Origin of the sequence: Flavobacterium azizsancarii (assembly GCF_027980145.1) — a bacterium.
Lineage (GTDB): Bacteria > Bacteroidota > Bacteroidia > Flavobacteriales > Flavobacteriaceae > Flavobacterium > Flavobacterium azizsancarii.
In genome coordinates this window covers 24,185-30,485 of sequence record NZ_JAMZNK010000057.1, presented here as the reverse complement: position 1 = coordinate 30,485, position 6,301 = coordinate 24,185, and the positions used below count along the sequence as shown (strand labels likewise).

Genomic DNA, 6,301 nt, shown 5'->3' with positions numbered 1-6,301 from the left:
GTTTCAAGGAAATGACTCCAGAGAATTCTGGGTGAGAGCCGAAGACCGTAACAAAAACACAGCAATTCTATACGATGATTTAGGATTGGCAGAATACGAAGCAATCGAAGCCTTTAAACGTTTTGATTACTAAAACAGTCACTATGTATTAAATATACCTTTCAGGTTTTGTACAAAATCAAAATATTTTTAATCAAATTTAAAAGTGTATATTCTAATACATTTTTACCTTCGTTTTAGCAACATAAAAAAGGAAACAAATAATTATACAGTTACAAAACCCTACTTTTTGAAGAAAATAAAATCGCAATTTTCTGTCAATATTCTTGTTTTTAATAATGATATTGATAGTTTTGCGTTTTATAATTAAAACCCCAAATTTAACCTACCAAACCCTATGAGAAAAACCATTTCTTATTTTTTGCCATTGGCATTATTTGCAGCCGTACTTGTTGGCTGCAGCGATGATGATTCAAAAGGCGACAATTACAAAGCCAATTATTTACCCAGCATTGATGCCACTACTTTGCCTCAGGGAAACCGTCCGATGACGATGTTTGAAGACGATGAAAGCTCTTCAAAAATGTATGATAATAAAGACCGTTGGTTTCGCGTAAATCAACCGATGCAAATCATTCAAAAAGGAAAAGATTCCGTACAAGTTTCACTCTATTCTCCGGTTGGACTCAGCAATGTAAAAGTCTATGCAAAATTGGCCAATTATGACAAGCGTTTTTTGATTTATGAATTTTCTAAAGTTCCGGCTTTTCATCGTTCATTTCACCAACTTCCTTTGGTTGAAGGCAAACATGATTACGAGTTAGAGAACGGAAAAACGGTTACGATTGATAAAATTGGCGGATTTTCTTCCGGAGCGATCGAATTTTCTGTAGAATCAGATGATCCATTATTTGCTAAATTCAAGAAAATTAAATCAAATCGACTAGTACAATTCAGCACGCAGTACCATCTTAATAATCCTGCTGATGATCCTAATAAATATTTACCGATGAATCCTGTTTTGGCTAAAGAAGCGATCACAATGATCATCAATTTCTCATATGCCATTAGTCATCCTTTGTATTATGATACATTCATGAATTTTGACCGATACAAAAAAGAACAGGCTATAACGGCCGGAACAGAAATAAATGGAGCCTTAAACTGGCACGGAAATGCTGATGATGTCGATGGCGTTTATGATTATCTGACAAAAGCTCAAATCGAACAAACGTATAATACTTATATTGATAGCCGTACACTGAATATGGCAATGGTTGGCGGAGGTTCTGCCTGGGGCGGAGGTGCTTTGGCATCGCAATGGGAATCCGGATATGTAACGGGACACTGGAATGGCGAAATGTCTGTCTGGTCTCATGAATATTCTCATCATAGTGGTTACAGTCACAGCAGTAATTTAGCCAATAGCGGCCAAGGTGGAGGTCAGCAGGAGATGTTAACCGATTTGTATAAATACCTGATTTCTTTAAATGATCTTCCGTTTACAGATCCTGATATATTAAAAGGATATATGAAGACCAAATACTTAACAGGAACTTATAGAAAACCTGTCTTTAAAATTAATCCTAAAAATACGTTTTTGGTAAAATACAAAGGAGAAGGAAAATGGAACTAACCTACAAAACTATCATGAATAAAACACCTTTTTTAATACTTTTACTTTGCCTGTTTACCAATTGCAGCAAAGATTCTGCAGACGGAAACCCATCCAGTTACGATTACTTCTACCCTACTGATGAAGCAACGATAACTGCAGCTCAAATTGGAACGGGAACAGGAACTTTAGACCCGAAAGGGATCACGATTGCTAACGAAAAATTGTATGTAGCAAATGGTGATGTACTTGAAATTTTCAACGCTGTAACTTTGGCACATATCAAGACCATTGCAGAATATAAAAAAGGAACTACAACTATTCCGTTTACAAAGATTTCTTCTGTTGCGGTTGACAATGGCCGAATTTATATTGGAAGTGTTGATTCAAGACTTTTTGTAATGGATGAAAATACAAATGCCGGAATCAGTACTGTTGGAAACGGTCAATGGTGGAATACTTTTGTACACGTTTTTGGTGTTGTGGTAAAAGACGGATTAGTTTTCGTAAAAGAAAAAGAAACGTCTATTAAAGTTTTAGAAACTTCTCAAATCACTGAAACCAGTACCTGGGATTTAAAACCAATTGCTAAATTAAATACTTTAAACGGTTTTGATCAGGTATATTCGTTGGATGTTGAAGCAGGGAACTTAGTGGTAGCAGGAAGAGATGCAAAAAGCTATTTGTACTATAATATTGCAGGTATAAAAGCCAATGCGACCGCTTCAATCACAGAACCATTAAAACCGGTTACCGAAACTTTTAATGCTAAGCCTATTGCGATTAGTTTTAGTAAAGACTGGGCAATTACTTCAGAAAACTCCGGAAGCCTGAATTATTTACGTCTTTATCCTAAAGCAGACTTTATGGCCCGCAACTATACTGCAAGTGTAAATGTTTCTGATGTTTTAGGAACGAACCCATTTGGTACTATTGTAAGTGTTGCACAACTTAACGATCGTTTGTTTTTGTCTGATAACACGAATAAAACAATTAGGGTTCTTAAGCTTAATAAATCAGCAATTGCTGAGCAGAATTAAGCTTGTTTAATTCTATTAATAACGTAAAAGGGAATAGTTCAACACTATTCCCTTTCTTTATTTTAGAACTTTTTGATCTAAAAAGAGCAACGACTATTAAAACTTTTGCAATTGCGTGTAGGCAATGCCATTAAGTTAAGGAATGAGTAAATAGGCAAAGAAAATAGTTTGTCATCTGGACAAGATGCCGAGTTTACAGGACTAAAAAAATCAGTTAATAAATAGTCTAATACATTCGTAAAATTGCTACTTTTAAGGGTAAAAAGGATACCACACTTTATGTTAAAAAAATATAGCTCACTAATTATTTTTGCTGTAATAGAAATTATTATAACATTAATAAGTTTCAGTTATTTGATCAAAAATAATTCAACTTTACTTTCTGCATCAACTGCATTATTTCTGGTCGTAACGCCTTTATTATATTATGTATTGACCAGAAAAAAACAAACTGAATTTACTTTTTGGTTTGTTTTGTATTCTGTTTTTAAAATTACTCCTTATGTCTTCAAAATGGAGGGCAATTTTTTTGAAGGGCTTTTTCAGTTGAAGATATATTTCAACATTGCATTTCTAATCTACTTAATATGGAAAGCTTTTCAGTTTATAAAAAACTTCAGAAAGACTTTAAAACAAAAAAACAACATCGAACAGGATGATTATTCTATCATTTCGAATTCTTTGCAGGAAGCCATAAAATTTAAAAAACTAGCAAAGATGATCTCTTTTGAAGTTTGTTCTTTTTATTATTGTTTTATAAAGTGGAGCAGAAATAATAATGATAATAATACTGGAAATAGTTTTTCAGGTTATAAAGAAAGCGGTATGAGTGCCGTTTATATCGGTTTAATGCTTGTTTCGGTTTTTGAAGCAGTTGGTTTGCATTTCCTGCTCATCTCCTGGAATAAAACGGTTTCTCTACTTTTACTTGTTCTTCATGTTTATATTTTAATCAATCTGATTGGTCACTTGAAAGCCGTTTTTTTTAGAAGTCATCTTGTTTTATCTCAAAAAATTATAATCCGATACGGACTTTTCGATACTTTAGAAATACCTTTTGACCTACTCCATTCCATACAAAAATTTGAAGGAGATTATGAAAAAAGCAGCGAACTTGTAAAATTTGCATTACTGGGAAAGTTAGAACCTCATAATATTGCTATCGAATTAAGAGATAAAATATTTGTTAGTTTACCTTTTGGAATTACAAAACAACCATCAAGAATATTACTTTACATCGATAATGCCAAAGATTTTCTTAAAGTAATCAAAGACAAAATCGAAGAGGATAACAGACAAACAGTATCGCTACAATTAGAAAAAAGCATGTAAAATTGAATCAATCTCACATGCTTTTTATTAAAAAATTAAACTAAGGATCTTAAATTTTTACTTTGTCCTTATTTTTTATCAGCTGATTTACTCTCCAAATTAATACTATTGAAACGGCTGTAATCACAGCAATTACATATCCCAGGATATCATAATTTTCCAACGGGGAAGTTTTCGTTTTTTGCTGTACAATATATCCGGCACAAACGGCCGCGATTCCACCCGCGATTTGCTGTAAAGAAGACGAGATTGACATATAGGCTCCACGATCCTCTAAGCCGGGAATAGCGGTATTTAGTGTTGTTGCAGGAATCATACGGCTCATGATTCCCATAAACAAAATCATATTGATGACTACGATTTCCCATAGCGGAATAGGATTCAGGTTCGTATAAATTAAAATCATAATGATAGAAATTACTGAACCTGCTGTAAACAATTTGAATTTGCTGACTTTATCACTTAATTTTCCAACTAAAGGCATGATAAATAATACTGAAAGTCCTGTAAAGAAGAATACCATTGGCAGTTCGAGCTGGCTAATGTGAATGTTGTTGACCAAAAAGGCGCTCCCAAAAGGCTGTAACATAAAACCTCCAACAGATAGAAATGCAATTGAAGCAAAACCTACCTGATATTGTTTATTGCTTATTGTATGCCAAAGATGCAGAAAAGGATTTTTATCTGATTGTACCTCTAAGTGTTTCGTGATAGGCTGCATCTGGGTTATAATAGCAAGAAGAATAAAAACACCTAAAACGGCGATCATAATAAATGCGGAATGCCATCCCCAGTGATTTGCAAAATACAAACCAACCGGAATTCCTAAAATCTGACTTGTTGCAAACGCCATTTGTATGAATCCCATAACGCGGCCTCTTTGATGAATAACAAATAAATCTGTTACAATCGCCAAGGAAACAGATCCAATAACACCACCAAAAAGTCCGGTAACAATTCTTGCCATAAGCAGCATGTGGTAACTTGTAGAAAAGGCACAGAAAACCGTACCGATGATGAATCCTGTATAAAAGAAAATCAAAAGTTTTTTTCGGTCAAACCGGTCTGCAAAACCTGCTGCCAATAGTCCTGAAATTCCTGCACTGAAAGCATAAGCAGAAACGGCAAAACCAAAGTTTGACGTTGTCATATCAAGGTGTTTCATTAAGATATCTCCTAACGGAGAAATGACCATAAAATCAAGTATTACAGTAAACTGCAAAAGTGCCAGAATAGCGATGATAATTTTTTGGTTAAAAGTAAAAGCGGGGCTGTCCCCTATTGTTTTTTCCATATAAACTGGTTTTTTTTTTATTAATTTAATTCCTGGCATTCGTGCCCAAAATCGTTGATCATTCCTATGATGGCGTCAGGTTTTAATACATCTGAAACTACTCGAAGTACGCAATCGACATCTTCGCAATCAATGCTCCATTGCTGTATATTCGAATCACTATCCAACGTTTTGCGCATCTCGCAGGCTGGGTCTATATTTTTAATATCTGTTTTAAAAATATGTATGGCATTTAAATTTGTTTCCATAATTTTTCATGGTATTAATCCTTTTATGGTTCGGCTAAAAGCTTCTTTCATAATTTCTTTGGTAAGCTTAAATGGCTTTCCTCCCATACTCTTACCCTCAGTATGCAAGTTCAACAGCGTGTATAATGGTCCGTAAGCGACAGACCAAAATGCTTCAAATGTCATGGGAACCAGTTCTTTGTTACGAAGACCGTTTTCCATAAACTCAGTCATAGTTTTTCTAAAATCTGCAAACTCTTTAATCGAATCGAGAATGATTTCTGAGTGAGGGGAATGTTTGATGATTTCAAAAAAAGCAACTTCCTTTGGGTATTTCATGGTAAATGCCGCGCGGTTTTCCCATTGCTTCCATAATCCTTCCTCAAACGACATTTCGGGTGAAAAGTTTTTTACCGTACTGGTAAAATATTTGAGTGCAGTTATGGCACCTATTTTTTGTATTAAATCATCTTTGTCTTTGTAGTAAATGTATAAAGTGCCTACAGAAATCGAACAAGCTTTCGCCAGCTTATTCATGCTGAAACCCTGAAATCCGTCACGTACAATCTGATCAATTGCCATTTCGATTACCAACTTTTCCTTGTCTGCATCTCTAATTCTCATACTCTTTTTTTGCAAATATAAAACAATAAATGAATGAACATTCTTTTATTAATTGTTTTTTTTAATTTATTTTTATTGACAAACCCGACAGGTTTTTGAAACCTGTCGGGTTAAGAATGCGGTTCAAATAATCTTAATTATAAAAACATAGCGAACGGTTTCAACCGTT

At 34.3% G+C, this 6,301-nt stretch carries 6 protein-coding genes; 3 read left to right on the top strand and 3 right to left on the bottom strand.

Annotated elements, in window-relative coordinates; genetic code table 11:
• Positions 1 to 397 precede the first annotated feature (397 nt).
• From NJT12_RS22115 to NJT12_RS22105, 3 genes are all read left to right on the top strand, one after another.
• Positions 398 to 1,636, top strand: coding sequence for a hypothetical protein (locus tag NJT12_RS22115; RefSeq protein WP_271338297.1), 1,239 nt, complete (start codon positions 398 to 400; stop codon positions 1,634 to 1,636).
• Positions 1,627 to 2,655 (top strand): PQQ-binding-like beta-propeller repeat protein, encoded by a 1,029-nt coding sequence (locus tag NJT12_RS22110; protein WP_271338296.1) that lies wholly within the window; start codon positions 1,627 to 1,629, stop codon positions 2,653 to 2,655. The genes NJT12_RS22115 and NJT12_RS22110 overlap by 10 nt, the downstream gene beginning before the upstream one ends.
• 279 nt (positions 2,656 to 2,934) lie before the next feature.
• The gene (locus NJT12_RS22105) at positions 2,935 to 3,987 is read left to right on the top strand and encodes a hypothetical protein (RefSeq protein WP_271338295.1); all 1,053 of its coding nucleotides are present in this window, start codon (positions 2,935 to 2,937) and stop codon (positions 3,985 to 3,987) included.
• A 49-nt stretch (positions 3,988 to 4,036) separates the two neighbouring features.
• On the opposite strand, the gene NJT12_RS22100 is transcribed toward NJT12_RS22105, so the two are convergent.
• From NJT12_RS22100 to NJT12_RS22090, 3 genes are read right to left on the bottom strand one after another with little or no spacing between them, the layout of a single operon-like run.
• On the bottom strand, positions 4,037 to 5,281 hold the full coding sequence (locus NJT12_RS22100) for an MFS transporter (protein WP_271338294.1): 1,245 nt from the start codon (positions 5,279 to 5,281) through the stop codon (positions 4,037 to 4,039).
• 20 nt (positions 5,282 to 5,301) lie between these two features.
• The gene (locus NJT12_RS22095) at positions 5,302 to 5,529 is read right to left on the bottom strand and encodes a hypothetical protein (protein ID WP_271338293.1); all 228 of its coding nucleotides are present in this window, start codon (positions 5,527 to 5,529) and stop codon (positions 5,302 to 5,304) included.
• A gap of 6 nt (positions 5,530 to 5,535) precedes the next feature.
• A complete protein-coding gene (locus NJT12_RS22090) occupies positions 5,536 to 6,132 on the bottom strand; it encodes a TetR/AcrR family transcriptional regulator (RefSeq protein ID WP_271338292.1) in 597 nt (198 codons plus the stop codon).
• Positions 6,133 to 6,301: the final 169 nt, after the last annotated feature.

Excerpts from the sequence above, each read along its gene's own strand:
- NJT12_RS22115 (WP_271338297.1), top strand. The coding sequence starts at position 398 with ATGAGAAAAACCATTTCTTATTTTTTGCCATTGGCATTATTTGCAGCC.
- NJT12_RS22110 (WP_271338296.1), top strand. The coding sequence starts at position 1,627 with ATGGAACTAACCTACAAAACTATCATGAATAAAACACCTTTTTTAATA.
- NJT12_RS22105 (WP_271338295.1), top strand. The coding sequence starts at position 2,935 with ATGTTAAAAAAATATAGCTCACTAATTATTTTTGCTGTAATAGAAATT.
- NJT12_RS22100 (WP_271338294.1), bottom strand. The coding sequence starts at position 5,281 with ATGGAAAAAACAATAGGGGACAGCCCCGCTTTTACTTTTAACCAAAAA.
- NJT12_RS22095 (WP_271338293.1), bottom strand. The coding sequence starts at position 5,529 with ATGGAAACAAATTTAAATGCCATACATATTTTTAAAACAGATATTAAA.
- NJT12_RS22090 (WP_271338292.1), bottom strand. The coding sequence starts at position 6,132 with ATGAGAATTAGAGATGCAGACAAGGAAAAGTTGGTAATCGAAATGGCA.